This window comes from Micromonospora sp. CNZ309, from assembly GCF_002846525.1.
Genome location: NZ_PJNG01000001.1, coordinates 5425873 through 5450742, shown reverse-complemented (window position 1 = coordinate 5450742; position 24870 = coordinate 5425873). Strand labels below are relative to the sequence as shown.

24 protein-coding genes are annotated in these 24870 nt (G+C 73.0%); 6 read left to right on the top strand and 18 right to left on the bottom strand.

Features of this window, described 5'->3' with window-relative positions; genetic code table 11:
- The first annotated feature begins 61 nt into the window (after positions 1 to 61).
- The 3 genes from CLT72_RS23145 to CLT72_RS23135 all read left to right on the top strand — a co-directional run bounded on the left by CLT72_RS23145 (position 62) and on the right by CLT72_RS23135 (position 5133).
- Positions 62 to 1543, top strand: coding sequence for a 3' terminal RNA ribose 2'-O-methyltransferase Hen1 (locus CLT72_RS23145; protein ID WP_101413573.1), 1482 nt, complete (start codon positions 62 to 64; stop codon positions 1541 to 1543).
- Positions 1540 to 4065, top strand: a complete 2526-nt coding sequence (locus tag CLT72_RS23140; protein ID WP_101413572.1) for a polynucleotide kinase-phosphatase — start codon at positions 1540 to 1542, stop codon at positions 4063 to 4065. The genes CLT72_RS23145 and CLT72_RS23140 overlap by 4 nt, the downstream gene beginning before the upstream one ends.
- A 132-nt stretch (positions 4066 to 4197) precedes the next feature.
- Positions 4198 to 5133, top strand: coding sequence for a DUF368 domain-containing protein (locus CLT72_RS23135; protein WP_101413571.1), 936 nt, complete (start codon positions 4198 to 4200; stop codon positions 5131 to 5133).
- A 78-nt stretch (positions 5134 to 5211) separates the two neighbouring features.
- Here CLT72_RS23135 and CLT72_RS23130 read toward each other — a convergent pair whose 3' ends face one another.
- The 13 genes from CLT72_RS23130 to clpB all read right to left on the bottom strand — a co-directional run bounded on the left by CLT72_RS23130 (position 5212) and on the right by clpB (position 16704).
- The gene (locus CLT72_RS23130) at positions 5212 to 5589 is read right to left on the bottom strand and encodes an ArsR/SmtB family transcription factor (RefSeq protein ID WP_089002658.1); all 378 of its coding nucleotides are present in this window, start codon (positions 5587 to 5589) and stop codon (positions 5212 to 5214) included.
- A 57-nt stretch (positions 5590 to 5646) separates the two neighbouring features.
- Entirely contained in the window at positions 5647 to 6186 is a 540-nt protein-coding gene (locus CLT72_RS23125; protein WP_101413570.1) for an orotate phosphoribosyltransferase, read from the bottom strand.
- Between the two features lie 168 nt (positions 6187 to 6354).
- On the bottom strand, positions 6355 to 7164 hold the full coding sequence (locus tag CLT72_RS23120; protein ID WP_101413569.1) for an SDR family NAD(P)-dependent oxidoreductase: 810 nt from the start codon (positions 7162 to 7164) through the stop codon (positions 6355 to 6357).
- A gap of 9 nt (positions 7165 to 7173) precedes the next feature.
- Positions 7174 to 7839, bottom strand: coding sequence for a hypothetical protein (locus CLT72_RS23115; protein ID WP_101413568.1), 666 nt, complete (start codon positions 7837 to 7839; stop codon positions 7174 to 7176).
- Positions 7840 to 7912: 73 nt separating this feature from the next.
- Positions 7913 to 8764, bottom strand: coding sequence for a hypothetical protein (locus CLT72_RS23110; protein ID WP_101413567.1), 852 nt, complete (start codon positions 8762 to 8764; stop codon positions 7913 to 7915).
- A gap of 114 nt (positions 8765 to 8878) precedes the next feature.
- On the bottom strand, positions 8879 to 10450 hold the full coding sequence (locus CLT72_RS23105; RefSeq protein WP_101413566.1) for a polyamine aminopropyltransferase: 1572 nt from the start codon (positions 10448 to 10450) through the stop codon (positions 8879 to 8881).
- The gene (locus tag CLT72_RS23100) at positions 10447 to 11247 is read right to left on the bottom strand and encodes a hypothetical protein (protein WP_101413565.1); all 801 of its coding nucleotides are present in this window, start codon (positions 11245 to 11247) and stop codon (positions 10447 to 10449) included. The genes CLT72_RS23105 and CLT72_RS23100 overlap by 4 nt, the downstream gene beginning before the upstream one ends.
- Positions 11247 to 11669, bottom strand: coding sequence for a DUF350 domain-containing protein (locus tag CLT72_RS23095; protein ID WP_101413564.1), 423 nt, complete (start codon positions 11667 to 11669; stop codon positions 11247 to 11249). Before CLT72_RS23095 ends, CLT72_RS23100 begins: the two co-directional genes overlap by 1 nt.
- A gap of 31 nt (positions 11670 to 11700) precedes the next feature.
- Positions 11701 to 12126 (bottom strand): DUF4247 domain-containing protein, encoded by a 426-nt coding sequence (locus CLT72_RS23090; protein WP_101413563.1) that lies wholly within the window; start codon positions 12124 to 12126, stop codon positions 11701 to 11703.
- Positions 12123 to 12629, bottom strand: a complete 507-nt coding sequence (locus tag CLT72_RS23085; protein ID WP_101413562.1) for a DUF2617 family protein — start codon at positions 12627 to 12629, stop codon at positions 12123 to 12125. Before CLT72_RS23085 ends, CLT72_RS23090 begins: the two co-directional genes overlap by 4 nt.
- A complete protein-coding gene (locus CLT72_RS23080; protein ID WP_101413561.1) occupies positions 12629 to 13255 on the bottom strand; it encodes a DUF4178 domain-containing protein in 627 nt (208 codons plus the stop codon). Before CLT72_RS23080 ends, CLT72_RS23085 begins: the two co-directional genes overlap by 1 nt.
- Before the next feature lie 313 nt (positions 13256 to 13568).
- Positions 13569 to 13949: a hypothetical protein gene (locus tag CLT72_RS23075; protein WP_101413560.1), complete on the bottom strand. Its 381-nt coding sequence runs from the start codon at positions 13947 to 13949 to the stop codon at positions 13569 to 13571.
- A 163-nt stretch (positions 13950 to 14112) separates the two neighbouring features.
- Positions 14113 to 16704: an ATP-dependent chaperone ClpB gene (gene clpB / locus CLT72_RS23070; RefSeq protein WP_101413559.1), complete on the bottom strand. Its 2592-nt coding sequence runs from the start codon at positions 16702 to 16704 to the stop codon at positions 14113 to 14115.
- Positions 16705 to 16963: 259 nt separating this feature from the next.
- Between clpB and CLT72_RS23065 the strand changes: the two genes are divergently transcribed.
- From CLT72_RS23065 to CLT72_RS23055, 3 genes are all read left to right on the top strand, one after another.
- On the top strand, positions 16964 to 17464 hold the full coding sequence (locus CLT72_RS23065) for a cation:proton antiporter regulatory subunit (RefSeq protein WP_101413558.1): 501 nt from the start codon (positions 16964 to 16966) through the stop codon (positions 17462 to 17464).
- 7 nt (positions 17465 to 17471) lie between these two features.
- Positions 17472 to 18677 carry a cation:proton antiporter gene (locus CLT72_RS23060; protein WP_101415337.1) on the top strand — a complete coding sequence of 402 codons (1206 nt, stop codon included), beginning with the start codon at positions 17472 to 17474 and terminating at the stop codon, positions 18675 to 18677.
- 287 nt (positions 18678 to 18964) lie between these two features.
- A complete protein-coding gene (locus tag CLT72_RS23055; protein ID WP_089002671.1) occupies positions 18965 to 19396 on the top strand; it encodes a hypothetical protein in 432 nt (143 codons plus the stop codon).
- Positions 19397 to 19639: 243 nt separating this feature from the next.
- Here the strand turns inward: CLT72_RS23055 and CLT72_RS23050 are convergent, their stop codons facing one another.
- The 5 genes from CLT72_RS23050 to dnaK all read right to left on the bottom strand — a co-directional run bounded on the left by CLT72_RS23050 (position 19640) and on the right by dnaK (position 24698).
- Complete coding sequence (locus CLT72_RS23050) at positions 19640 to 19849, bottom strand: hypothetical protein (RefSeq protein WP_101413557.1); 210 nt, start codon at positions 19847 to 19849, stop codon at positions 19640 to 19642.
- 430 nt (positions 19850 to 20279) lie between these two features.
- Positions 20280 to 20717, bottom strand: a complete 438-nt coding sequence (locus CLT72_RS23045) for a heat shock protein transcriptional repressor HspR (protein WP_101413556.1) — start codon at positions 20715 to 20717, stop codon at positions 20280 to 20282.
- A 46-nt stretch (positions 20718 to 20763) separates the two neighbouring features.
- Positions 20764 to 21957 carry a molecular chaperone DnaJ gene (gene dnaJ / locus CLT72_RS23040; protein WP_101413555.1) on the bottom strand — a complete coding sequence of 398 codons (1194 nt, stop codon included), beginning with the start codon at positions 21955 to 21957 and terminating at the stop codon, positions 20764 to 20766.
- 84 nt (positions 21958 to 22041) lie between these two features.
- Positions 22042 to 22770 (bottom strand): nucleotide exchange factor GrpE, encoded by a 729-nt coding sequence (gene grpE / locus CLT72_RS23035; protein WP_101413554.1) that lies wholly within the window; start codon positions 22768 to 22770, stop codon positions 22042 to 22044.
- Positions 22771 to 22817: 47 nt separating this feature from the next.
- Positions 22818 to 24698 carry a molecular chaperone DnaK gene (dnaK, locus tag CLT72_RS23030; RefSeq protein ID WP_101413553.1) on the bottom strand — a complete coding sequence of 627 codons (1881 nt, stop codon included), beginning with the start codon at positions 24696 to 24698 and terminating at the stop codon, positions 22818 to 22820.
- Positions 24699 to 24870: the final 172 nt, after the last annotated feature.

The following is a 24870-nucleotide window of genomic DNA, read 5'->3' as shown; positions in this document are numbered from 1 at the left end:
CCACCAGCGGACAAGCGAAAACGGGACGACGCAAGATCGAAGCGGCTGACACCATGGGCGCGTGCTGCTCACCCTGACCACCACGCACCGCCCGGCGACCGACCTCGGACACCTGCTGGTCAAGCACCCCGACCGCGCGCACTCCTTCGACGTGCCGGTCGGCACCGCGCACGTGTTCTATCCGGAGGCCGGCGAGCAGCGCTGCACCGCCGCCCTGCTGCTCGACGTCGACCCGCTGCGGCTGGCCGGCGCGCGGGGCCGCGGCCGGCAGCAGGCCCCGACCCCCGACAGCTTCACCCTCGGGCGGTACGTCAACGACCGGCCGTACGCGGCGTCCAGCCTGCTCTCCTCCGCGCTGTCCAAGGTGTACCGCTCGGCTCTGCGCGGTGAGTCCCGCGAGCGCCCCGAGCTGGCCCGTACGCCGATCCCGCTTCAGGTGCGGGTGCCGGTGCTGCGGTGCCGGGGCGGCGCGGACGTGGCCGTCCGGATGTTCGGCCCGCTCGGCTGGGCGGTGACCGCCACCCCGATCCCGCTCGACGAGCGGCACCCGGAGTGGGGCGACAGCCGGTACGTCGACCTGACGCTGACCGGCACGGTGCGCGTCGCCGACGCGCTCAACCACCTCTACGTGCTGATGCCGGTGCTGGACGACGCCAAGCACTACTGGGTCGCTCCGGACGAGGTCGACAAGCTGCTCCGGGCCGGCGAGGGCTGGCTGGCCGCGCACCCGGAGCGTGACGTGATCACCCGCCGCTACCTGGCGCACCGGCGGGCGCTCGCCGGCCTGGCCCTGGCCCGGCTCGCCGAACGACGGCCGACCGACGAGCCGGCCGCCGAACCGACGGTGGACGAGGCGACCGGGAACGACGCGACGAACGGGGGCGAGGCGAGCGGCGGGGACACCGGGGGCGGCCAGGTCGCCGCCCGGCGGGCGTCGCTGGCCGCGCGACGGCGGGAGGCGGTGCTCGGCGCGCTGACCGAGGTCGGTGCGAGCCGGGTACTGGATCTCGGCTGCGGCGGCGGTGCCCTGCTCGCCGCGCTGGTCGGCGACCGCCGGTTCACCGAGATCGTCGGCACCGACGTGTCCGCGCACGCGCTGACTTTGGCCGCCCGGCGGCTGCGGCTGGACCGGCTGCCCGAGCGGCAGCGGGACCGGATCAAGCTGTTGCAGTCGGCGCTGACCTACCGGGACGACCGGCTGCGCGGGTACGACGCGGCGGTGCTGATGGAGGTGATCGAGCACGTCGACCCGCCCCGGCTGCCGGCGTTGGAGGATGCCGTACTCGGTCACGCCCGGCCGGCGACCGTCGTGGTGACCACGCCGAACGTCGAGTACAACGTCCGCTACGAGGGCCTGCCCGCCGGGCGGTTCCGGCACGCCGACCACCGCTTCGAGTGGACCCGAGCGGAGTTCGCCGCCTGGGTCGACCGGGTGTGCGCCACGTACGGCTACACCCCCGCGATCGGCGGGGTCGGCGACGACGATCCCGAGGTCGGCGCCCCCACCCAGCTCGTCGTGCTGACCCGGAAGGAGATCCCGTGACCACCCTCGACATCCCCGAGCTGGCCCTGGTCGCACTGGTCGGCGTCTCCGGCTCCGGCAAGTCCACCTTCGCGCGCCGGCACTTCGCGCCCAGCCAGGTGCTCTCCTCGGACACGTTCCGGGCGATGGTGGCCGACGACGAGAACGACCAGTCCGCCTCCGCCGACGCCTTCGACGCGCTGCACCACGTCGCCGCCACGCGGCTGCGCCGGGGCCGGCTCACCGTGGTCGACGCGACCAACCTCCAGCCGCACGCCCGGGCCGCCCTGGTGCGGGTGGCCCGCGAGCACGACGTGCTGCCGGTCGCCGTCGTGCTGGACGTGCCGGAGGCGCTGGCCTGGGAACGCACCGAGGGCCGCGCCGACCGCACCTTCGGCCGGCAGGTGCTCGCCCGGATGCAGCGCGACCTGCGCCGCTCGTACGGGCAGCTGGCCCGGGAGGGCTTCCGGAAGGTGCACGTGCTGCGCGGCGTCGAGGAGATCGACGCCGCCGAGATCCGCTACGAGAAGCTGTTCAACGACCGGCGCGAGCTGACCGGGCCGTTCGACATCGTCGGCGACGTGCACGGCTGCCGCGCCGAGCTGGAGGCGCTGCTCGTCCGGCTCGGCTGGGAACTGCGCCGCGACGAGCGGGGCCGGCCGGTGGACGCGACGCACCCGTCGGGGCGTACCGCCGTCTTCGTCGGTGACCTGGTGGACCGCGGCCCGGACTCGCCCGGGGTGCTCCGCCTGGTGATGGGCATGGTCGCCGCCGGGCACGCGATCTGCGTGCCCGGCAACCACGAGCAGAAGCTGCTGCGCCGGCTGCGCGGCCGCGAGGTGCGGCTCACCCACGGACTGGCCGAGACGATGGAGCAGCTGGCGGCGGAACCGGACGCCTTCGTGGCCGAGGTGGCGAGCTTCATCGACGGCCTGGTCAGTCACTTCGTGCTCGACGGCGGCCGGCTGGTGGTCGCGCACGCCGGGCTGAAGGAGGCCTACCAGGGCCGTGCCTCGGGCCGGGTACGCTCGTTCGCGCTCTACGGCGAGACCACCGGCGAGACCGACGAGTACGGGCTGCCGGTGCGCTACCCGTGGGCGCGGGAATACCGGGGCTCGGCGATGGTGGTCTACGGGCACACGCCGGCCGCCGTGCCGGAGTGGGTGAACAACACGATCTGCGTCGACACCGGCTGCGTCTTCGGCGGGCGGCTCACGGCACTGCGCTACCCGGAGAAGGAGCTGGTCTCTGTGCCGGCGGAGCGGGAGTGGTACGCCCCCGTCCGCCCGCTGTCCGCCGCTCCGGCCCGGCCGGATGAGGTGCTGGAGCTGACCGACGTGACCGGCCGGCGGCACATCGAGCACGCGTACGGGTCGCTGACGGTGCCGGCGGAGAACGCCGCCGCCGCGCTGGAGGTGATGAGCCGCTTCGCGGTCGACCCGCGCTGGCTGGCCTGGCTTCCGCCGACGATGGCGCCCTGCTCGACGGCCACGGCGGGCGGCTTCCTGGAGCACCCGGCGCAGGCGTTCGCCGACTACCGCGCGGCGGGCGTGGACCGGGTGGTCTGCGAGGAGAAGCACATGGGCTCGCGGGCGGTGGTGCTCGTCTGCCGGGAGCCCGACGGCGGGCCCTTCGGGCCGGGCGGCGGGGTGGTGCACACCCGCACCGGCCGCCCGTTCTTCGGGGCGCCGCTCGACGCGGAACTGCTCGACCGCGTACGCACGGCGGTCGGCGGGGCGGGGCTCTGGGACGAGCTGGGCACCGACTGGCTGCTGCTCGACTGCGAGCTGCTGCCCTGGTCGGCGAAGGCGGGCGGCCTGATCCGCGAGCAGTACGCCGGGGTCGGCGCCGCCGGCCGGGCCGCGCTCCCGGCAGCGCTCGCGGCGCTGGATGCCGCGGCCGGTCGGGGCCTGCCCGTGGCCGGGCTGCGCGACGCGACGGCCCGCCGCCGCGACGAGATCCTGGCCTACTCGGACGCCTACCGGGCGTACGTGGGGCCGACCGACGGGCTGCGCGGGGTGACCCTGGCCCCGTTCGCGGTGCTGGCCGGCGCGAAGGCCAGCTACGCCGACCGGGACCACGGCTGGCACCTGGGGCTGGCCGACCGGCTCTGCGCCACCGACCCGGAGTTCTTCACACCGACGCGCCGCCAGGTCGTCGACCTGGCCGATCCGGCCGGCGAGGCGGCGGCCACCGAGTGGTGGCTGGCGCTGACGGCGGCCGGCGGCGAGGGCATGGTGGTGAAGCCGTACGCCGGGCCGGCGGCCCGCACCGAGCGGGGTTCGCTGCTCCAGCCGGGTATCAAGTGCCGGGGCCGGGAGTATCTGCGGATCATCTACGGTCCGGGGTACGACGAGCCGGAGCAGCTCGCCGCGCTGCGCCGCCGGTCGCTGGGCCGCAAGCGGGGGATGGCGCTGCGCGAGCACGGGCTGGGGCTCGCGGCGCTGGACGCGCTGGTGGCCGGTGCTCCGCTGTGGCGCCGCCACGAGTTGGTCTTCGCGATCCTGGCCTGCGAGTCCGAGCCGGTCGACCCCCGGCTGTGACGGTCCGCCGGCACCGCCGACCGTTCGCGCGACGTGGTGCGCGCTACGTCCAGGCTCGGCACCGGTAGCCTGTGTGGCCGTGGCGAGCGCCACAAAGGCAGCGGTTCGAGTGATGACGGACGGATTCTCGCAATGGCATGGGGCGAACGCATTGGCCACGTCTTCCGTGGGGCGGCCATCGGGGTGGCCGAGGCCGTTCCGGGGGTCAGCGGTGGCACGATCGCGCTGGTCACCGGGGTGTACGAGCGGGTCATCGCGTCCGCTGGCCACCTGGTGAACGCGGTCCGCTTCGCGGCCTCGGACGTCCCTCGCGGGAGGGGGTGGACGCGGGCCTCGCAGCAGTTCCGGCAGGTGCACTGGGAGGTGGTGATCCCGCTCCTGCTGGGCATGGTGCCCGGTCTGCTGATCGCGGCAAAGCTGCTGGAACCGCTGCTGCACGATCACCCGGAGCAGACCCGTGGGCTGTTTCTCGGTCTCGTGCTCGCCTCGGTGCTGGTGCCGATCTCGATGGTGGGCAAGCCGTGGCGGGGCAAGGAGGTCGCGGCCCTGGTGGTCAGCGCCGTGGCCGCCTTCGTGCTGACCGGTCTCCCGCAGGCGACGGTCACTCCGAATCCCCTGATCGTGCTGGTGGCGGCGGCGGTCGCGGTCTGCGCGTTGGTGCTGCCCGGCGTCTCCGGATCGTTCCTGCTACTGACCGTCGGCCTCTACGAGCCGACGATCAATGCGGTCAACGACCGTGACTTCGGCTACCTGGCCGTCTTCGCAGCCGGGATGGTCATCGGCCTGGCGCTGTTCGTGAAGCTGCTTCAGTGGCTACTGGAGAAGCACCGGCGCATGACGTTGGCGGTGATGGCCGGGATCATCGTCGGCAGCCTCCGCGCCCTGTGGCCGTGGCAGTCGGAGGACCGGTCCATGCACGCCCCGGGCGACAACCTCGTGTCGATTCTCGCGCTCTTCCTGCTCGGCGTCGCGCTGGTCAGCGCAATGATCATCGCCGAGCGTCGTCGACTGCGGCGCGCGGCGAGGGATCTCACCGAGGAGACGTACGAGAGCCCGCACGTCCGCTGAGCCGGTACCGGCTCGGCACGGCCCATCCGCTCGGTGGCCGCTTTGAGGGCGGCCACCGAGCGGACCGGATCGGAAGCGTCAGCGCGCCTTCTTGGTGGCGCGCTTGCGCGGCGGCGTCAGCAGATCGGCGATCGTGGCGATCGCCGTCGGCACCAGCCGGTAGTAGGCCCAGACACCACGCTTCTCCCGCTCCAGCAAGCCGGCCTCGGTGAGGATTCGCAGGTGGTGACTGACCGTCGGCTGCGAGAGGCCGAGGGGTGCGGTCAGGTCGCACACGCACGCCTCGCCCTCGGGCGCCGACTGGATCAGGCTGAGCAGCCGCAGTCGAGCGGGGTCGGCGAGGGCCTTGAGGACCCCCGCGAGACGCTCGGCATCGGCACGTTCGATCGGCTCGCCGGCAAGCGGCGAGATCTGAGGCATAGTCATTTCAGCCAACGCAGTTCCCACGAATTCCATCCTTCCACCAGCAGCATCGATCCGCCTGCATATCGGCGGATCCGAATCGGCAGACTTTTACGCCACAAGGCCGAGGTCAGCCAACGTAAAGGCCGCCCGATACGGCAATCCGGCGGCTCGCACCGCGTCGCCGGCGCCTCGATCAACAATAACCGCCACACCCACGATCTCGGCCCCGACCTCGCGAAGGGCCTCGACCGCCGTCAACACGCTTCCCCCGGTGGTGGACGTGTCCTCCACCGCCAACACCCGCCGGCCGGCCACGTCCGGCCCTTCGATCCGACGCTGGAGCCCGTGCGTCTTTCCCGCCTTGCGAACCACGAACGCGTCCACCGGGCGATCGGTGCCGGACGCGGCGTGCACCATCGACAGTGCCACCGGGTCGGCGCCGAGGGTCAACCCGCCCACCGCTTCATATGCCCAGTCGGCCGTCAGGTCACGCATCACGCGCCCCACCAACGGAGCCGCCTGGTGATGGAGCGTGACGCGACGTAGATCGACGTACCAGTCGGCCTCGCGGCCAGAGGAGAGCACCACCCGGCCGTGGACCACAGCCAGGTCAGTGATGAATTTACGCAGGTCGTCGTGGTCCCCCATGCCGATAGAGGGTACTGCTCAAGTCTGTACGTCGTGTGTGGGGTCCACCCGGATCAACCCTGGGAACGACCTCGGGTGGCGAGGACCGGCTACGCTGAGCGACCGTTCAGCCGGACATAACGGGCAATCGACGGGGGCCGACGCGACGTGCCGTCGTCGAGCCGCCACTCAGCCGACGTCGCGGCCGATCCGCCCCCGGGTGTCGCGGGACACCGCCTCCAGCAGTCGCCTGGGCGCGTGCCGCAGCCCCGCCACGGCGAGCTTGTACTTCCACGCCGGAACGCTGACCAGCTTGCCTTTCCGCAGGTCACGCAGGGCTTCGTCGACCACGTCGTCGGCCCGCAGCCACATCCACTCCGGCGTCTTCGACATGTTGATGCCGGCGCGCTCGTGGAACTCCGTACGCGTGTAGCCGGGGCAGAGCGCCATCACGCGTACGCCGTAGGGACGGGCGGACTGGCCGACGGACTCGCTGAAGTTGGTGACCCACGCCTTGCTGGCGGAGTATGTCGAGCCCGGCATGACCGCGCCGAACCCCGCCACCGAAGAGACATTAATCACTGCCCCGGACCGTCGCTCGGTCATCGGACGCAGGGCCGCGAGGGTCAGCCGCATCACGGCGTGCACGTTGAGCCGCAGCAGCCGCGCCTCGTCCTCGGCGGACGACCGCAGGAACGGGGTGTTCAGGCTGATCCCTGCGTTGTTCACCAGCAGCCCGATCGGCGTGCCCTCGGCCAGCCGCCGCTCCACCGTCGCGCAACCGTCGTCCGTGGACAGGTCGGCGGGGATCGTCTCGACCTTCCGGCCGTGGCGCCCGGTCAACTCGTCGGCCGTCGCGGTCAGCCGGGTCGCGTCGCGGGCCACCAGCACCAGGTGCCAGCCGTCGGCGGCCAACCGGCGGGCGAAGGCGGCACCGATGCCGGCGGTCGCGCCGGTGATCAGGGCCCGCCGCTCGCTGGTCGGCTCGTCGAGCGTCACGGGCGGTCCTCACCTCGGCGGGTACGGGGGCGCGGGCGGCGCCCCGGGCGGCTGCTGCGGGTGTGGCGACGCGGGCGACGCCGGGTGGTGCTGCGGGGCGGTCGGCGCGGGCCGCCGGCGGAACCAGGCACCCGCCGCCGGCAGTGCCAGCAGCACGGCTACCACAAGGTAACCGAGCACCTGGCCGACGGAAAGCCCCGCCCCCAACGGGATCCACCAGGACGGGTAGGCGTCGGCGAGGAGGCCGAAGAGTTCCGCTGTCGCCCGGTCGTCCTCACCCGACCCCAGCGGGGTGGCGCGCTGGCCGATCAGCAGCGCCAGACCGCAGCATCCGGAGACCAGCCCCAGCCCCGCCACCACCCAGGTCGCGGTGCGGGCGCCGTCGCGGCCGGCCCGCAGGCCGACGGCGAGACCGGCGAGGAGCAGCCCCGCGAGCAGGCTCACCACCGCCGTCAGCACGGTGGACACGCCGAGCAGGCCGACCACCCGGTCGATCTGGTCCGGGCCCGCCGAGGTCTCCGCGGCGTCGGCGCGGAACCGGTCGACGGTGCCGCCGCGCGTCGCCACGCCGGCGACGGCGTACGCGAGGGCGGCGACCGCCATCAGCGCCAGCACCGCCACAGCCGCCGTGACCACGGCCGGGCGACGGGCCGGTGCCTGATCGGGGTACGACACGACGAGTCCCTCCGGTAGGCGTTCGGGTTGCAACCTACTCGGAGGGACCGTCGGCGTCGCTGTTATCGACCGGTCAACTCACCGGCGGCGGGGTCGGGCCGGGACGGTCCGACCCCGGCTGCTCGCCACCCGGGTTCGACCCCGGCTGGTCCCCGCCGGACGGCGTGGACGGCGGCGGGTAGCCCGGCTGGTCGGAGCCCTGCGGCTGCCCCGGGGCCGGCGGGTAGCCCGGCTGGTCGGAGTGCCCCGGCGTCGGCGGGTAGCCCGGCGTGGCCGGGTAACCCGGCTGACCGGTCTGCGGGTAACCGGGCTGGCCGGACTGCGGGTAGGCCGCGCCCGGAACCGGCGGCTCCCAGCCCTGCTTCGGCTTGCGGAAGAACTCGTTGGCCTTCGGCAGGGCCAGCAGGATCAGCGCGGCGAGCAGCGCGAGCAGCCCGAGCACGCCGAGGAGGGTGGTGACCGGGTTGACCCAGCCGGGCAGCGCCTCGTCGAGACGACGCTGGATCTCCTCCGGGCTCGGCCCGTCGCCGGTCGTCTGACCGGTGCCGAGGCCGCCGCCCAAGCCGCTGACCAGGCCACCGCCCGTGCAGCAGACCATGATGCCGCCGAGCACCCAGGTGGTGATCCGCGATCCGTTGCTGCCCTTGTTGTTGAACACCCCGAGCACGGCCAGCACGACCGCGAGCAGGAGCACGAAGACGGCACCACCGATGGCGAACATCGTGGTGATGTCCGCCAGGTTCTGCGTGCCGTTGGCGTCGGTGCCCCGGTACGCCTCGTCCAGCGTCTCCGAGATGGTGCCGATGGTGGACAGCGTGATGATGAGGCCGATCAGCTGGGTGAGCGCGAACAGCCACAGCAGATACGTCGAAATGGTCACCACACCCGGCCGGGTGCGGGCCGGCGTGTTGTGGGAATCGACCATGATTCTCCTTCCCTAGATCGCGGTCACACCGTATCCAGGTCGGGCCACTCCGGCACGTCAGACGGACATCGACCCGCCGTACGACGGGTGGCCGGAGGGCCGGAGAGCGACGCCTCAGTAGCCGCGCCACTCCGCGCGGGCGTACTCCAGCACCCGGGGCTGGAGCAGGGTGGAGGCCGGCACGTCCACCCGACGGCGGTCGGCCGGGAAGTTGCCGGCGGCGGTCAGGGTCGCCGCGTCGAGGAAGCGCAGCCCGGGGGCGCCCGGCGGCAGGGCCAGGGCGGGCGCGGTCGGCCCGGGGGCCGCCAGCAGGAAGCCCCAGTCGCCGAAGGACGGCACGTCCACGTGGTACGGCGTGGTCGCGAAGCCCGCCTCGCGCAGCGACGCCTCGATCGACCAGTACGACCGGGGCGCGAAGTACGGCGAGCCGGACTGCACCACCAGCCGGCCGCCCTCGGCGAGCACCGTACGCACCAGCGCGTAGAACTCGACCGTGTAGAGCTTGGCGGTGGCCGTCTCGTCGGGGTCGGGCAGGTCGGCCACCACCGCGTCGAACCGGTCGGCGGCGGTACGCAGCCAGGCGAACGCGTCGGCGTGCACCACCCGCACCCGGGGGTCGTCGAGCGCCCCGGCGTTGAGCCGGCGCAGTTGCGGCTCGCTGCGGGCCAGCGCCACCACCGCCGGGTCCAGGTCCACCACGGTGATCCGCCGGACGTCGGGATAGCGCAGCAGCTCGCGTACGGCGAGGCCGTCCCCGGCGCCCAGCACCAGCACCTCGCCGCGCGGGCCGTTCAGCACCGGGTGTACCAGCGCCTCGTGGTAGCGGTACTCGTCGACCGAGCTGAACTGGAGGTCGCCGTTGAGGAAGAGCCGCAGGTCGGTGCCGGTGTGCCCGGTCTCGGCGACCGAGCGGGTGAGCACGATCTCCTGGTACCGGCTGCGCTCCGCGTGCACCACCGGGTCCCGGTAGAGCTGCTGGCGGGCGGTCAGCTCGAAGTCGTGCGCGGTCACCCACGCGTACCCCAGGCTGAGGAAGACCACGACGCTGCCGGCGCCGAGCGCGACGCGCGCCCGGCGGCCCAGCTCCCGCCGGAAGACCGTGCAGACCAGCGCGAGCCCGGCGACGGCGTTCACCGCGCCGACCACCAGCGCCCCCTTGAGCAGGCCGAAGACCGGCAGCAGCAGGAACGGGAAGGCCAGCCCGCCGAGCAGCGCGCCGACGTAGTCGGCCGCGAACAGGTCGGCCACCGCGCTGCCGGCGGCCTGCTCCCGGATGCGTTGCAGCAGCACCATCAGCAGCGGGATCTCCGCGCCGATCAGCAGGCCGAGCACGAAGGCGGTGGCGACCAGCGCCGGGCCGTAGAGGTCCAGCCACGCGAACGCCGCGTAGAGGCCGAGCACGGAGAGGCCGCCGAGCAGGGCCAGGGCCAGCTCGATCGCGGCGAACGCGACGGCCGACCGGGGCTGCAACGGCTTCGCGGCGAGCGCGCCGACGCCCATCGCGAAGACCATCACGCCGAGCACGATCGACGTCTGCCCGACCGTGTCCCCGATCAGGTAGCTGCCCAGGGCGACCAGGGCCAGCTCGTAGACCAGGCCGCAGGCGGCGCAGACGAAGACCGCCACGAGCACCGCCGCGCGGGACAGCCGCCACCGCGCGGGCGGTGCCGGCGCCTCGACGGTCACCGGCCCGCCGGCGTACGCCCGCGAGCCGGGGCGCCCGTCGCCCGCGCGGTCCCCTCGGCGCTCTTGCGGCGCTGGCGGCTGCGCTGCCAGAAGCCGGCGGCGAACAGCAGCGCGGTGAACAGCAGCAGGCCGACCGCGGCGAGCAGGTAGCCCCAGCGGTCGCGCCAGAGGTCGCTACCCGCGTCGGGCAGCGGCGCCGGCTCGCCGGTCGCCGCCGCCGGGGTCGGCGCCGGCTCCACCACCCCCGCCTCGGCGGCGAGCAACGGCAGCGAGACGGCCGCCCGGGTGACGGCCCAGCCGGGCTCGTCGACGAAGGCGTCCTCGGTCAGCCCGAGCCGTTCCAACCCGTTCTGCATCCGCAGCCGGGCGGTCGCGGAGACGTCGTCGGACGTCTCCACCGTGACGCGGGCGAAGTCGTTGCTCTCGCTGCTCTCCGAGGTGTACGCGACCCGCGCGACCACCTGCACCCAGCGCGGGCAGGCCGCGTTCTCCTCGACCGCCACCCCGTCGCCGAGGTTCGACCCGACGCTGAGGTCGGTGTAGCCGTAGTAGTCCTGGAGCACCCAGCCGTAGCAGACGCCCTGGCTGGCGCTGGAGCGTTGCAGGATCGGCACGGTGTCGCCGCGTTCCTGGGAGGTCGGCGGCGGCACGTCGTCCCCGCCGTCGCGGCCGTTGACCACGCCGATGCCCACGCAGCAGAGGACGACCACCCCGATGACCACCCAGACGATCCAGGTGCCCTTGGTAGCGTTCGCGCCCGCCGCCTTCTGCCCGCCGGTGGTCTTCGCCCCGGCCATCAGCTGATCGCGGCGGCGATGATCGCGCCGGTGGCGAGGTGCACGACGGCGGAGACCCAGACCGCCGGGTGCGGCTGCTGGTCGACCAGGATCTCGCCGAGCTTGCCCGGCGTGGCCACGTCGAGCAGCACGAACGCCGCCGCCATGATGACCAGGCCCAGGATCCCGTACGCGGACGCGCCGACGATGCCGAGCGCGAAGTCGTCGTCGCTTGCGGCGATCGCGGCGACCACGATGATGCCGACGCCGGCCAGGTTCGAGGCGAGCAGCAGCGCGGCGTTGCGGTTGCGCTCGGTCCAGATCAGCTGGTTCAGCTTGCCGGGGGTGGCGAGGTCCACCAGGACGTAGCCGATACCCATCAGCAGGACACCGACCGCCCCGTAGGCGAGGGTGACCAGCAGATCGGTGACGAGGGTCTGCACAGGAGGCTCCAGGGTGAGGGGGGTCGGTGCGTCACTTGCCGCTGCCGGGGCCGCCGCCCCGGACGGTGCTGCCACGGCCCCAGCCCCAGTGGGAGCCGACCGTGGAGTGGTAGCGGGGATAGGCGGTGCTCATGCGCTCCAGCAGGATCACCGAGCCGGCGGCGATCGGCAGGATCACCACCGAGTCGTCGTCGTAGCGCAGGTACACGCCGCTGCCGTCGACGTACTGGTCGGCCGGCTGCCACGCGTCGGTGACCTCCTTCGCCACCTGACTCGGCGAGCGGGGCGAGGTGTAGGCGACGGCGTTGCGGCCGATGTCGTGGCTCGCCGCCCGCCTGTACTTGTCCTCCACGTAGCCGCGCGGGGAGAAGCTGCCGTAGAAGATGGCGAAGGCGGCGACCAGGGCGCCGATGACGGCGAACGCCACCCCCACCACGAACCAGCGTCGGTACGTCATCGCAGTGCCACCACCGTCTCGGTCAGGACCAGCTCGTTGGTCTGGGGATACGCGTGCCAGGTGCGCCAGGCGAGGGTGCCGGCCGGCGGGTCGCGGCGGACCGCCAGCGCGGTCACCGCGTCGGCGTCGCCGGGAAACACGCCCACCAGGGCGTACGGGTCGTCGGCCAGGTCGGCGCGGAGGGCGGCCACCTGCTCGCTCAACCCCGCGCCGGCGGGCCGCAGCACGGTCGCCGTGAAGTGGTAGCCGCTCGCCTCGTCCCGCACCGCGCCGGGCAGCTCGGGCGGGCGGCCGGGCAGGCAGGCGACCGTCTCGGTCAGCGTGGCGCCGGGCGCGTGCAGGACCACCTGGTGCGAGGCGCCGAGCAGCCGCAGCCGCAGCCGGACGCCGTCGGGCAGGTCGAGGTCGAGCACGTGCAGCGCGGGCCGCTCGACGTCGTCGAGCGCGAGGCTGAGGTCGGCGGCGCTGGTGTCGACGTACGGGGCGTCGAGGGTGACGAGCATCAGCCCACCTCGGACTGCGGATAGATCATCACGTCGCCGCGGTGCAGCAGCTCACCGAGCGCCACCTCCCAGCCCGCCTCGCCGTACGCCTCGAAGGAGAGCCGGGCCCCGCCGGGCGCCTGGTAGTCGTGGTACCGCATGGTGCCGGTCGGGTCGAGGCCGGTGTTGCCGACGGCGGTGAAGCGCGCCTGGCCGGACTCGTTCCAGTTGTAGCGGCGGCCGGCGAAGTCGATCGTCGGGGCGCCCGGGGTGACGGTGGCGCCCTGCTCGGCCCCCCAGAGCACCAGCTCCAGCTCCGGGTCCTCCTCCACGGAGAGCCAGCGGCGCACGCCGGCGGCGTCGTCGAGCAGGTGCTCCGCCCAGCTCCAGCCGCCCTCGACGAGGCGGATCGAGCCGCGCACCGCGTACGAGGTGCCCCGGATCTCGACGATGTCGCCGGGCTTCAGGCGGCGTGGGTCGCCGCGCAGCGCGTCGGCGTCGCGGTCCCGCAGCGGGTCGCCCGGCCCCTTGGCCCGTTGTTGCGGGCGGGACCGCGTCCGGTTCCAGACCACCACGGCCACCACCAGACCCGCGACCCCGACCAGACAGCCCACCGCCGCCAGCACGTATGCGATCGTCCCGCTCATCCCGACCACCTCCCCAGGTACGTCGGCGGAGACGGTAACAACCCCGCGCACCTGGGGAAACATGTTGTCGGCTGAGTGAAAGACCAGTCACACGGCGTACCCGGCCGCGCAGGGGCGTCAGGGGCGGCCCGGGGCTGCCGAGGGGCCCTGCGCGGAGGTGCCCCGGGCTCCCGAAGGGCCGCGTGGCCCAGGGCTGCCGGGGCCCGAGCCGGCGGGGTGGGCGGCCGAGGGCCCGAGCCGGCGGGGCGGGGTGCCGGGGGCCCGTGCCGGCGGGGTGGCGCAGGTAGAGCGCCAGGGTCCGAACCGTGGCGGGTCAGCCTCGGCCGAGGTGCCCGGCGGCGTACTCGCGCAGGGTGGTGCGGCCCATGACGCAGCCCGTGAAGGTGCCGAACTCGGCCGGATCGTCGCCCAGCGCCGTCCAGGCGGCCCGCCCGGCAGAGGGGTCGACGTGCTCCAGCAGCGTGGCGGCGTAGACGCGGCCGGCCGGGGTCGCCTCGGCGAGCAGCCGGTCGAGTTGGTCGCGTACGCCCGCTGGGTCCTCGGCCAGCGCGGCCTCGACCCGCCGGTACGCCTCGGTGACCGGCAGCGTCGTCCCGGCGATGCCCACCCCACCGAAGGCCACCGTGTCCGCCTGCCGCAGCTCGTCCAGCGCCGCCGCCACTTCCCGGTCGCGTCTCTTCCCGATCCCGAACATGCCCTGTCTCCTTCCCTCGCCGCGCGCCGCCCACCCTGTCGATCAAGAGGTTTACGCCCTCAACGGTGCGCTGCGGAGACGCAAACCTCTTGATCGACGGGGATCCGTTCCGGCTGGCGGCGTGGCCGGGGCGGGCTGGGGTGGGTGGGTGGGTGGGTGGGGGTCAGGCGGGGGTCACGGTCAGGGCGTCCTTGGTGTCCGCCAGGTCGACCCTGACCGTGTCGCCGTCGCGGATCTGGCCCGACAGGAGCGCCTTGGCGAGCTGGTCGCCGATCGCCGTCTGGACCAGGCGACGCAACGGGCGGGCGCCGTAGATCGGGTCGTAGCCGTGCTCGGCGAGCCACACGCGGGCCGGTTCGGTGATCTCCAGGCCGAGGCGGCGGTCGGCGAGCCGCCTGCGCATCCGGTCGAGCTGGATGTCGACGATGGCCCGCAGGTCGTCCCCGCGCAGCGCGGCGAAGACCACGATGTCGTCGAGGCGGTTGAGGAACTCCGGCTTGAAGTGCGAGCGGACCACCGCGAGGACGCCCTCCCGCCGCTGCTCCTCGGCCAGCGTCAGGTCGCCGATCACCGACGAGCCCAGGTTGGAGGTGAGGATCAGGATCGCGTTGCGGAAGTCCACCGTGCGGCCCTGCCCGTCGGTGAGCCGGCCGTCGTCGAGCACCTGGAGCAGGATGTCGAAGACGTCCGGGTGGGCCTTCTCGACCTCGTCCAGCAGGATCACCGAGTACGGCCGGCGGCGCACCGCCTCGGTGAGCTGGCCGCCCTCCTCGTAGCCGACGTAGCCGGGCGGGGCACCGACGAGCCGGGCGACGGAGTGCTTCTCGCCGTACTCGCTCATGTCGATGCGGACCATGGCCCGCTCGTCGTCGAAGAGGAACTCGGCGAGCGCCTTGGCCAGCTCGGTCTTGCCGACGCCGGTCGGGCCGAGGAAGAGGAAGCTGCCGGTCGGGCGGTCGGGGTCGGCGACGCCGGCCCGGGCGCGACGTACCGCGTCGGAGACGGAGCCGACCGCCTCGGCCTGACCGACCACCCGGGCGCCGAGCGACTCCTCCATCCGCAGCAGCTTGGCGGTCTCGCCCTCCAGCAGCCGCCCGGCGGGGATGCCGGTCCAGGAGGCGACCACGGCGGCGATGTCGTCGGCGCCGACCTCCTCCTTGAGCATCGCGCCCTCGGCCTGGAGGCGGGCCAGCTCCTCCTCGGCCTGCTTCAGCTCGGCCTTGAGGGCCGGGATGCGGCCGTAGCGCAGCTCGGCGGCGCGCTCCAGCTCGCCGTCGCGCTCGGCCCGCTCGGCCTCGCCGCCCAGCCGCTCCAGCTCCTCCTTCGCCGTGGAGAGCTTGGTGATGTGGCTCTTCTCCAGCTGCCAGCGCTCCGACAGGGCGGTGAGCTGCTCGCGCTTGTCGGCCAGCTCCTTGCGCAGCCGCTCCAGCCGCTCGGCGGAGGCGGCGTCCGGTTCCTTGGCCAGCGCCATCTCCTCGATCTCGAGCCGGCGCACCGCCCGCTCGATCTCGTCCACCTCGACCGGCCGGGAGTCGATCTCCATCCGGAGCCGGGACGCCGACTCGTCGACCAGGTCGATCGCCTTGTCCGGCAGGAACCGGTCGGTGATGTAGCGGTCCGACAGGGAGGCGGCAGCGACCAGCGCGGCGTCGGTGATGCGTACGCCGTGGTGCACCTCGTAGCGCTCCTTCAGGCCGCGCAGGATGCCGATGGTGTCTTCGATGGTCGGCTCGCCGACCAGCACCGGCTGGAAGCGGCGCTCCAGGGCCGGGTCCTTCTCGATGTGCTCGCGGTACTCGTCCAGCGTGGTCGCGCCGACCATCCGCAGCTCGCCGCGGGCCAGCATCGGCTTGAGCATGTTGCCGGCGTCCATCGAGCCCTCGCCCTTGCCGGCGCCGACGACGGTGTGCAGCTCGTCGAGGAAGGTGATGACCTGCCCGTCGGAGTTCTTGATCTCCTCCAGGACGGACTTCAGCCGCTCCTCGAACTGGCCCCGGTACGACGCCCCGGCGACCATCGCGCCCAGGTCGAGCGAGACGAGCTTCTTGTCCCGCAGCGACTCGGGCACGTCGCCCGCGACGATCCGCTGGGCCAGGCCCTCCACGATGGCGGTCTTGCCGACGCCCGGCTCGCCGATGAGCACCGGGTTGTTCTTGGTGCGGCGGGAGAGCACCTGGATCACCCGGCGGATCTCCGAGTCCCGGCCGATGACCGGGTCGATCTTGCCGTCGCGGGCGCTCGCGGTCAGGTCCACGCCGTACTTGGCCAGGGCCTGGTAGGTCTGCTCGGGATCGGCGCTGGTGACCCGCCGGTCCCCGCCGCGTACCGACGGGAACGCGGCGACCAGCGTCTCCTCGGTGACGCCGGCGGACTTGAGCGCGTTCGACACCGCACCGCCCACGCGGGCCAGGCCGGCGAGCAGATGCTCGGTGGAGGTGTACTCGTCGCCGAGCGGCCGGGCGATCTGCTCGGCGGCCCCGATGGCGTTGACGAACTCCCGGGCCAGGGTCGGCTCGGCGATGCTGGAGCCCCGGGCGGCGGGCAGGTTGTCGACCGAGCGCTGGGCGACCCGGCGCAGCTCGGCGGGGTCGGCCCCGACGGCGCGCAGCAGGCCGGCGGCGGTCGAGCCCTCGGTGTCCAGCAGTGACAGCAGCAGGTGCCAGGGCTCCACGGTGGCGTGCCCGCGCTGGTTCGCCAGCGCGACGGCACCGGTGATGGCTTCGCGGCTCTTGGTGGTGAGACGTTCCGTGTTCATGGGCTCCCCCGGATCGGCGTGTCCACTGAGAAGGACACAACCAGAGTTGAGCCTATTCCGCTCAACCCTGGGGACGTGAGCCGGATCACACCGGCGCCGCCCGGCGCCCGCGCCGGTGCGGCAGACCCCGATGTCGTACGCCATCCGCGTGGCCGGGTCCGCGCGTCCGTCGGTGGCGGACGGACACCGGCGAATCACTGAGCGGTACGCGGCCTCCTGACGATATTCGCAGGTGACAGCGGGGAGTAGCCTGACCGCCGTGCGCGTACGTGTCGAACAGACCGCCCTGCCCGGCATCGGGGTCCGTCACGATCTGCTGACGGAATCCGGCCGCCGCCTCGGCGTCGTCTCCCACCGCAATGGCCGCCGTGACCTCGTCCTGTACGACCCGGACGATCCCGACTCATGTCAGCACGACATACCGCTGACCGACGACGAGGCGGAGGCGCTCGCCGACATCCTCGGCGCGTCCCTGATGCTCGGCCAGCTCTCCGGGCTGCGCGACCAGGCCGCCGGGCTGCTAACCGAGCAGATCGCCATTCCGGCCGGGTCGAAGTACGTCAACCGCAAGCTCGGCGACACGCAGGCACGCTCCCGCACGAGCGCCTCGATCGTCGCGGTGCTGCGCCACGGCGAGGTGATCGCCTCGCCGGACCCGTCCTTCCGCTTCGCCGCCGGTGACGTGGTGGTCGTCGTCGGGACCCGCCGGGGTCTCGACGGAGTGACAGCCATCCTCGCCGACAGTGACCCGGACGGCTGAGGCGCGGATGCACCACACCACAACCCTGCTCGTCGAAGTCGGCGCGCTGCTGTTCCTGCTCGGCCTCCTCGGCCGGCTGAGCCGCCGCATCGGCCTCTCGCCGATTCCCCTCTACCTGCTCGCCGGGCTCGCGTTCGGGCACGGCGGGTTGCTCCCGCTCAACGCCAGCGAGGAGTTCTTCGCCGTCGGCGCCGAGATCGGCGTGATCCTGCTGCTGGTGATGCTCGGCCTGGAATACTCGGCCAACGAGCTCGTCGGCAACCTTCGCGCCGCGGCCCCCGCCGGGCTCATCGACGGGCTGCTCAACGCGCTGCCGGGCGCGGCGTTCGCGCTGCTGCTCGGTTGGGACTGGGTGGCCGCCCTGGTGCTGGCCGGCATCACCTGGATCTCCTCCTCCGGGGTGATCGCCAAGGTGCTCGGCGACCTGGGCCGCCTCGGTAACCGGGAGACCCCCGTGATCCTCTCGGTCCTGGTGATCGAGGACCTGGCCATGGCGTTCTACCTGCCCCTGCTGACGGCCGTGCTCGCCGGTAGCAGCCTGCTCGGGGGTGGCCTCACGCTCGTCGTCGCGGTCGGCACAGTGATGCTCGTGCTGGTGGTCGCCATCCGGTACGGCAACCTGATCTCCACGGCGATGTCGGCGAAGGACCCGGAGGCGCTGCTGCTCGGCGTACTCGGGATGACCCTGCTGGTGGCCGGCATCGCGGCGAAGCTCCAGGTGTCGGCGGCGGTCGGGGCGTTCCTGGTCGGCATCGCGCTCTCCGGGCCGGTGGCGCACCACGCCACGGAGCTGCTCACACCGCTGCGGGACCTCTTCGCCGCGGTCTTCTTCGTCTTCTTCGGCCTGGTCACCGACCCCCGGGACATCCCGCCGGTGCTGCTGCCCGCGCTCGCGCTGGCCATCGTCACCATGGGGACGAAGACGCTCACCGGCTACCTGGCCGCCCGCCGGGTCGGCATCGGCGAGCCCGGTCGATGGCGCGCCGGCCTGGCCCTCGTGCCACGGGGTGAGTTCTCCATCGTCATCGCGGGCCTCGCGGTGGCCGCCGGCAGCGTCGAGCCGAAACTGGCGGCGCTCGCGACGGCGTACGTGCTGATCACCGTGGTGACCGGGCCGATGCTGGCACGCCTGCCCGACTTCGCGTGGTTCAAGCGCTGGCTGCGGCAGCGCGGCGCCGCCCAGCAGGCCAGGCCGGCAGCGTTACCGGACTGACCGACGTCGGCCGGGGGCCGAGCCCGTTGCCGAGTGCCCGATGTCGCCGAGGCCGAGGAGTTCTTCGGCTCCGGCGACGCCCGCATCCCCGCCGGCCGTGGGCCGAGTGCCCGGGCCGGGGGCCGGACCGGATCGACCGTACGGTCGGCCCGGCCCTCGGCCGACGGATGTCGAATTGCTCCCCGCGGGGTCTACCGCCGGACAGCGCTCCGGGTTACCGTTTCGCCCCAGCAGCCAGAGCTCGCGGGTGGCCGACGCCCCCTGCGGACGAGAGCGGAAGGTTGGCCGTGAGCGTGCAGGAGTCGACGTTCCACGGCTTTGCCAACCCCGTCGACCCGAGCCCCACCGAGCTGCGCGCCTGGGCCTACCAGCCCGACTCCGTACCGCTCACGTCGATGCCGCCCGACTGGGACCTGCTGGTCTCCGGCGACCGGCTGGTGGCGGTGCTCTTCGACCTGGCGATGGACCCGTCCTGCCCGGCGCGCCGTTTCGCGCTGCACTGCCTCTACATCTACGCCGCCGACGGCATCCGGACGAACTTCCGCGCCCACCCGAAGCGGCGCTTCCGCAAGCTGGTGGAGCAGGCCGAACGCAACGGCGACGACCTGATGCGCACCTGGGCGTACAACAGCCGGGCGCTGCTCGCCCGCCCGGAACTCTTCGTCTACCGGGACTGGTGCGAGGGCGGCCTGGTCCGGGAGAACCGCCGCATCGCCTGAACCCCGGCGGGCCGGGCGTCCCGGCCCGCGCCCCTTCGCGGCGCACGAGCCAGACCCCGCACGGAACCCAGGACGTCTCCACCCGGAACGGCGAACAAGCCGGGACTCGCACGGAACCCCACGGCATCCCGGCCCGAAAGGCGAACGGGCCGGGACCCGCACGGAACCCCACGACGTCCCGGCCCCGGAACGGCGAACGGGCCGGGACCCCCCGTGGGTCCCGGCCCGCACGTCGGCGGATCGTCAGTGTTCCGATCCGCCCTGCTCGCGGCGTCCCGCCCGGTCACGCTCCTGGTCGGTGCCATGGTCGGCCCGGTCGGCGAACGCGCCCTTCTTGACCTTGTCGGTGAAGCGGCCCTCGGTGACCCGGTCGAACCTCTCCCGGGCGTTCTTCGCCACCTCCTGGAGCCGTTCCTCCGCCTGCTCGGCAACCTTCCGCGCGGCTTCCGTCATGGCTCCCCCTGCCATCGAAGTCCGGATTAAGCGGGTTGGACCTGATTCGCAGGTTAGCCGATCTGGCACCTTCCGCGCGGGCGAACCCGCAACCGTGCGCGAGTGGAACACCATGGGTGTCATCCGAGGGCGGTGACACCCGTGGTGTTCCACTCGACGACGCCCGGCCGGCGCAGAAGGCCGGCGTAAGGCGCGCGGGCCCCTCAGGGACGGCGCAAGCCGTGCAGAACCGCCCGGCCGGCACAAGCGCGCGCAGAACCCATCAGGGCTGTGCAACCCCGCGGGGCCGCCGGGTCGGCCCGCAGGCCGCGCGGGATCGCACGGGGCCGACCGGGGCCGCGCGGGGCCGACCGGGTCGCGCCCGGCGGACCGGGAAGACGGTCGCGCCCGGCCGCGAAAGGGCGGCCGGGCGCGATGTGGTGCGGTGTCGTCAGCGCTCGGGGCGGCGGGGACGCCAGACCACCAGCGCCGTGGAGGTGCGGTTGGTCGGCACCAGGTCGCTGCCCGGGAAGCGCGCCAGGGCCTCCAGCTCGGCGATCCGGCGGTACGCGGCGTCCAGTTCCGCCTCCAGCCGGGCCACCCGCTGCTGCGCCTCCTCCAGCAGCCGCTCCAGCCCGATGATCCGCTTCACCCCGGCGAGGTTGATGCCGTCGTCCTGGCTGAGCCGCTGTACCTCGCGCAGCAGCACCACGTCGCGGACGCTGTAGCGCCGCCCGCCACCGGCTGCCCGTCCCGGCTGGACGAGGCCCAACCGGTCGTACTGGCGCAGCGTCTGCGGGTGCATCCCCGCCATCCGCGCCGCCACCGAGATCATCAGCACCTTGGCCTCGTAGGCAGGGTCACCCGAGCCGACGAACTCGTCCGACATCCCGCTCACCTCCGCGTGCGCTCCACCGAGCCGACTGAACACCGGGTCAACTGAATCGACGTACCCGCGCCTCGAGATGTTCCCGGGCGGCCGGCGGGGTCTGCGCGGCGAAGCTCTCCAACGCCGCACGCGCCTCGTCGGACACCTTCGCGGGCACGACCACGTCGAGCGTCACCAGCAGGTCGCCCGCCTGGCCGTCCCGGCGGACCACCCCCTTGCCCCGCGCCCGCAGGATCCGGCCGCTCGGCGTGCCCGGTGGCACCCGCAGGGTCACCGTGCCGTCGAGGGTGGGCACCCGCAGGTCCGTGCCGAGCACGGCCTCCGCGAACGTGACGGGCACCGTCAGCGTGAGGTCGTCGCCGGTACGCCCGAACAGCTCGTCCGGCCGCACCTTGACGTGTACGAAGAGGTCGCCCGCCGGGCCACCCCGTGCACCGGGCTCGCCCCGCCCGGCCAGCCGGATCTTCTGGCCGTCCGCCACGCCGGCCGGGAAGCGGACGTTCAACGTGCGGGTCTTGGTGACCCCGCCGGTGCCCTGGCACTCGGGGCACTTCTCCTCCACGACCGTGCCCACGCCCTGGCAGTTGCGGCACGGCTCGGAGAAGCTGAACGACCCCTGGTTGCGGTTGGTCACCCCGGCCCCGTGGCACACCTGGCAGGTGCGCGGCGAGGTGCCGGGCTTCGCCCCGTTGCCGTGGCAGGTGTCGCAGACCCCGGGCGCGCGCAGCGTCAGCGGGAGCGTCACCCCGCGTACGGCGTCGCCGAAGTCGAGGGCCACCTCGGCCTCGACGTCGCGCCCCCGGGCCGGGCCACGTGCCGGCGACGGGCCGCCGGGACCACCCGCCCCGCCCGAGAAGATCGAACTGAACAGGTCCTGGAAGCCGGCCCCGCCGAAACGGCGGTCACCGCCTCCGCCGGCGGCGCCCCCGAAGAGGTCGGAGACGTCGAACGGCACGCCGCCGGGCTGGCCGGCGCCACGGGCGCCACGGCGGAAGGCGCCCGAGCCGAACAGCGACCGCAGCTCGTCGTACTCCCGCCGCTTGGCGTCGTCGCCGAGCACGGCGTACGCCTCGGAGGCGGCCTTGAAACGCTCCTCGGCCTTCGGGTCGCCGGGGTTGTGGTCCGGGTGCGAATCCCGGGCCACCTTCCGGTACGCCTTCTTGACGTCGTCGGCGGAGGCGGCCTTGTCCACGCCCAGCACGGCGTAGAAGTCCTTCTCGATCCAGTCCTTGGAACTCACCGGTCCACCCCCTTCCCTAGCTGGGGACCGACCGTCCCGCCCGCCCTCGACGGGCGGGCGGGACGGTCCGGTCGTCGTACGGCACTACTCCGGGTCGGCGACCGCGACCATCGCGGGCCGCAACAGCCGCTCACCGACCTGGTAGCCCCGACGCATCACCTGTACGCAGGTGGGCTCGGTGACGTCGGCCGAGGTCTGGTGGGCGACCGCCTCGTGCCGGGTCGGGTCGAACGGGTCGCCCTGCTCGCCGAACGGGGTCAGCCCGAACTTGCCGAGCGCCGCGACGAGCTGGTCGGCCACGCTGCCGAACGGCCCGACCAGGTCGCCGTGCTCGCGGGCCCGGTCCAGGTCGTCGAGGATCGGCAGCAGCGCGGCGAGCACCGCGCCGGTCGCCTGCTCGGTGACCAGGCCCTTGTCCCGGTCCACCCGCTTGCGGTAGTTGGCGTACTCCGCCGTCACCCGCTGGAGGTCCCGGGTCCGCTCGTCGAGATCCTTGCGCAGCGCCTCGAGTTCGGCGCCGAACGCGGTCGGACCACCGTCGACCGGCTGCGCCGGGGCGTCCACCACGGGCGGGCCGATCACCTCGGCCGCCTCGACCTCGATCTCGTCGACGACGACCTCGGACTCCTCGACCAGGCCCTCGGCGGGGGCGTCCGAGCCGGCGTCGGCCGCGGCCGGCTCGGACGTCTCGCTGATCTTGCGGTTGTTACGGATGACGACCCGCGGCCCGTCGCCGGCCTGCTCGGCGGGCGCGGAGCCACCCGGCGCCGACCCGGTCGCACCCGGGTCGGCAGCTCGTGGCTTCTCCGTCATGGGGCTACCTCATCCCTCTGCCGTGGTTCCGTGTCCGGGGACGACCGTCACTTCTTGTCCTTGTCCTCGTCCACGATCTCCGCGTCGACCACGTCGTCCGCGCCACCGGCGGGACCGCCGGCCTGCGGGCCACCGGTCGCCCCGGCGCCAGCGGCACCCGCGGCACCCGGGCCGGGCTCGCCCGCCTGCTCGCCCTGCTGGTTGTAGAGCAGCGAGCCGGCCTGCTGGGAGACCTGCGCCAGCTTCTCGTGCGCCGACTTGATCTTCTCGATGTCCTGGCCGCCGAGCGCGCCGCGCAGCTCGCCGAGCGCCTCGTTGATCTGGTCACGGGACTCCGACGGCAGCTTGTCACCGCTCTCGGCCAGGAACTTCTCGGTCTGCCACTGGAGCGCCTCGGCCAGGTTGCGGGTCTCGGCCTCCTCGCGGCGACGCTTGTCGTCCTCGGCGTGCTCCTCGGCGTCGCGGCGCATCCGCTCGATGTCGTCCTTCGGCAGCGAGGAGCCGCCGGTGATCGTCATCTTCTGTTCCTTGCCGGTGCCGAGGTCCTTGGCGTGGACGTTGACGATGCCGTTGGCGTCGATGTCGAAGGTGACCTCGATCTGCGGCACGCCGCGCGGCGCCGGCGGGAGGCCGGTCAGCTCGAAGGTGCCGAGCTTCTTGTTGTAGGCCGCGATCTCCCGCTCGCCCTGGAAGACCTGGATCAGCACCGACGGCTGGTTGTCGTCCGCCGTGGTGAAGACCTCGGAGCGCTTGGTCGGGATGGTGGTGTTGCGCTCGATCAGCTTGGTGAAGATGCCGCCCTTGGTCTCGATGCCCAGGCTCAGCGGGGTCACGTCGAGCAGCAGGACGTCCTTGACCTCGCCCTTGAGCACACCGGCCTGGAGGGCGGCGCCGACGGCGACGACCTCGTCCGGGTTGACGCCCTTGTTGGGCTCCTTGCCGGTGAGCTGCTTGACCAGGTCGGTCACGGCCGGCATCCGGGTCGAGCCGCCGACCATGATGACGTGCTCGACGTCGGAGACCTTGATGCCGGCGTCCTTGACGGCCTGCTCGAACGGGCCCTTGCAGCGGTCCAGCAGGTCCTGCGTCATCCGCTGGAACTCGGCCCGGCTGAGCGTCACGTCGAGGTGCAGCGGGCCCGCCGCGCCGGCGGTGATGTACGGCAGGTTGATGTTGGTGGTGGTGGCGGCGGACAGCTCGATCTTGGCCTTCTCGGCCGCCTCGCGGAGCCGTTGGAGGGCCATCTTGTCCTGGCCCAGGTCGATGCCGTGCTCGCCGCGGAAGGTCTTCACCAGGTGGTCGATGATCCGCTGGTCCCAGTCGTCGCCACCGAGGTTGTTGTCACCGCTGGTCGACTTGACCTCGACGACGCCCTCGGCCAGCTCCAGCAGCGACACGTCGAAGGTGCCGCCGCCGAGGTCGAAGACCAGGACGGTCTGCTCCTTGGAGCCCTTGTCCAGCCCGTACGCCAGGGCCGCCGCGGTCGGCTCGTTCACGATCCGCAGCACGTTGAAGCCGGCGATCTCGCCGGCCTCCTTGGTGGCCTGGCGCTGGCCGTCGTTGAAGTAGGCCGGGACGGTGATCACCGCGTCGGTGATCTGCTCGCCCAGGTACGCCTCGGCGTCCCGCTTGAGCTTCATCAGCGTGCGGGCCGAGATCTCCTGCGGGGTGTACTTCTTGCCGTCGATGTCGACGGACCAGTTGGTGCCGATCTCCCGCTTGACCGAGCGGATCGTCCGGTCCGGGTTGGTCACCGCCTGGCGCTTGGCGACCTCTCCGACGAGCACCTCGCCGTTGCGGGCGAACGCGACGATCGACGGGGTCGTCCGCGAGCCTTCAGCGTTGGCGATGACGGTGGGCTCACCGCCCTCCAGGACGCTGACGCAGGAGTTCGTCGTGCCCAGGTCGATACCGACCGCACGTGCCATCTTCGCTTCCTCGCTTCATCACGTTGTGGGCAGGTGACGGGCGACGCCCGTCGAGCTGCCCGGCGGGCGTCGCCCGCAGCGACCCCACCACAAGTTGAGTGAACTTGACTCAATAGTGCCACGCCCCGCGAAATCGTCAAGTCGAGGTTGAGCCGACCCGACGCAACCCCAG

Excerpts from the sequence above, each read along its gene's own strand:
- grpE (WP_101413554.1), bottom strand. The coding sequence starts at position 22,770 with ATGACGGAGAAGCCACGAGCTGCCGACCCGGGTGCGACCGGGTCGGCG.
- CLT72_RS23060 (WP_101415337.1), top strand. The coding sequence starts at position 17,472 with ATGCACCACACCACAACCCTGCTCGTCGAAGTCGGCGCGCTGCTGTTC.
- dnaK (WP_101413553.1), bottom strand. The coding sequence starts at position 24,698 with ATGGCACGTGCGGTCGGTATCGACCTGGGCACGACGAACTCCTGCGTC.
- CLT72_RS23125 (WP_101413570.1), bottom strand. The coding sequence starts at position 6,186 with ATGGGGGACCACGACGACCTGCGTAAATTCATCACTGACCTGGCTGTG.
- CLT72_RS23085 (WP_101413562.1), bottom strand. The coding sequence starts at position 12,629 with ATGCTCGTCACCCTCGACGCCCCGTACGTCGACACCAGCGCCGCCGAC.
- CLT72_RS23110 (WP_101413567.1), bottom strand. The coding sequence starts at position 8,764 with ATGGTCGATTCCCACAACACGCCGGCCCGCACCCGGCCGGGTGTGGTG.
- CLT72_RS23130 (WP_089002658.1), bottom strand. The coding sequence starts at position 5,589 with ATGGAATTCGTGGGAACTGCGTTGGCTGAAATGACTATGCCTCAGATC.
- clpB (WP_101413559.1), bottom strand. The coding sequence starts at position 16,704 with ATGAACACGGAACGTCTCACCACCAAGAGCCGCGAAGCCATCACCGGT.
- CLT72_RS23050 (WP_101413557.1), bottom strand. The coding sequence starts at position 19,849 with ATGACGGAAGCCGCGCGGAAGGTTGCCGAGCAGGCGGAGGAACGGCTC.
- CLT72_RS23100 (WP_101413565.1), bottom strand. The coding sequence starts at position 11,247 with ATGGCCGGGGCGAAGACCACCGGCGGGCAGAAGGCGGCGGGCGCGAAC.
- CLT72_RS23135 (WP_101413571.1), top strand. The coding sequence starts at position 4,198 with ATGGCATGGGGCGAACGCATTGGCCACGTCTTCCGTGGGGCGGCCATC.
- CLT72_RS23045 (WP_101413556.1), bottom strand. The coding sequence starts at position 20,717 with ATGTCGGACGAGTTCGTCGGCTCGGGTGACCCTGCCTACGAGGCCAAG.
- CLT72_RS23090 (WP_101413563.1), bottom strand. The coding sequence starts at position 12,126 with ATGACGTACCGACGCTGGTTCGTGGTGGGGGTGGCGTTCGCCGTCATC.
- CLT72_RS23080 (WP_101413561.1), bottom strand. The coding sequence starts at position 13,255 with ATGAGCGGGACGATCGCATACGTGCTGGCGGCGGTGGGCTGTCTGGTC.
- CLT72_RS23075 (WP_101413560.1), bottom strand. The coding sequence starts at position 13,949 with ATGTTCGGGATCGGGAAGAGACGCGACCGGGAAGTGGCGGCGGCGCTG.